The 669-nt window shown below is 58.4% G+C and carries 2 rRNA genes; both read left to right on the top strand.

Annotation, left to right across the window (positions count from 1 at the left end):
- Window positions 1–105, top strand: a 16S ribosomal RNA gene (locus DS843_RS30935); the annotation flags it as partial.
- A gap of 269 nt (window positions 106–374) precedes the next feature.
- Window positions 375–669, top strand: a 23S ribosomal RNA gene (locus tag DS843_RS30940); the annotation flags it as partial.

The raw sequence follows: 669 nt of genomic DNA on the forward strand, positions 1-669 counted from the left end.
TGCGCTAACCGGCAACGGAGGCAGCCAACCACGGTCAGGTCAGCGACTGGGGTGAAGTCGTAACAAGGTAGCCGTAGGGGAACCTGCGGCTGGATCACCTCCTTTCTAAGGAAAACGCCGGCCCATCCTCCAGGCCGCGCGCCAACCCCACGCCGCCGCCGGCGCATCCCTTCTCGACAGCCAATCCAAGATGAACCGGGCATTTCAAAATGCTCGTTCATAATGGCTGCCGGGAAGTGGTTAGGCGTTGCTTTCAAAGCGACGCGGATCTTTGAAAATCGTGAATAAAGTCGAGAATAGTGACCGAGGATGCATCTTCATGAGCGTCCGGGCACAAGGGGCGGTTTGTCCCTGTGCGCGACGTTCGCGAGAAGGATCAAGCGTCTGAAGGGCATCTGGTGGATGCCTTGGCACTGAGAGGCGATGAAGGACGCAGCACGTTGCGATAAGCCATGGGGAGCCGCGAGCAGGCTTTGATCCGTGGATTTCCGAATGGGGCAACCCACCGCGCGAGCGGTATCCTCACCTGAATTCATAGGGTGGGGAGGCGAACCCGGCGAACTGAAACATCTAAGTAGCCGGAGGAAAGGACATCAACCGAGACTCCGCTAGTAGTGGCGAGCGAACGCGGACCAGGCCAGTCATTCAGTCTACATAACCGGAACCGTC

Source organism: Roseomonas genomospecies 6 (genome assembly GCF_008365375.1).
GTDB lineage: Bacteria > Pseudomonadota > Alphaproteobacteria > Azospirillales > Azospirillaceae > Azospirillum.